General features: G+C 79.1%; 2 pseudogenes. Both read right to left on the minus strand.

Annotation, left to right across the window (positions count from 1 at the left end):
• Positions 1–374: pseudogene (locus tag AC1DXK_RS31120) on the minus strand (GNAT family N-acetyltransferase); the annotation flags it as partial.
• 10 nt (positions 375–384) lie between these two features.
• Positions 385–638, minus strand: a pseudogene (locus AC1DXK_RS31125) (lipopolysaccharide biosynthesis protein); the annotation flags it as partial.

The raw sequence follows: 638 nt of genomic DNA on the forward strand, positions 1-638 counted from the left end.
GCGGCGAGCAGCCCCGCCAGGGCGGCCTCCGGCGCGGCGCCGTCGAGGAGCGGCGCCCCGTACGGGGCGTAGCCGTGGGTCCAGCCCATGAGCAGCGGCAGCGGCAGGCCCCAGCGCCGCCACGACAGCCGGAACGGCCAGGCGGCGACGAGCCGGACTCCCGGTGCCTCCGGCGCCCGGTCGGCGACGAGGAGGAGCCGGACGCCCGCCCCGAAAGCGTCGCGGGCAGCCAGGGCGTAGCCCGCCTCGTAGAACGGATTCCGGATCAGGGCGGCTGCGCCGAGGGCGCGCCAGGCCGGGATCCAGGGGGCGCCGGGATCGAGGGTCCGGATCGCCGCCACGAAGCCTCCCGGGAGCGCGGCGGTGTCGGTCATCGCGGGGCCGTCAGGCCGCGAGCCGGTGGCGGATCGCGCCGGCGAAGCCGAGCACGTCGTAGCGCCACGCGGTCACCCCGGCGGCGACCGCGAGCAGGACCAGGCGCAGGGCCTGGCCCGGCGGCATCAGCCCCCCCGGGACCAGGGCGATCCCGGCATTCACCGCGCCGCAGGCCAGCGCGATCCCGGCGATGCCGGCCAAGTCGGCGAGGGGCAGYGGCATCGCCGTGCCGGCCCGGCGGGCGCCCAGCACCAGCACGAGGC

The organism is Methylobacterium sp. P3_A11 (assembly GCF_056403155.1).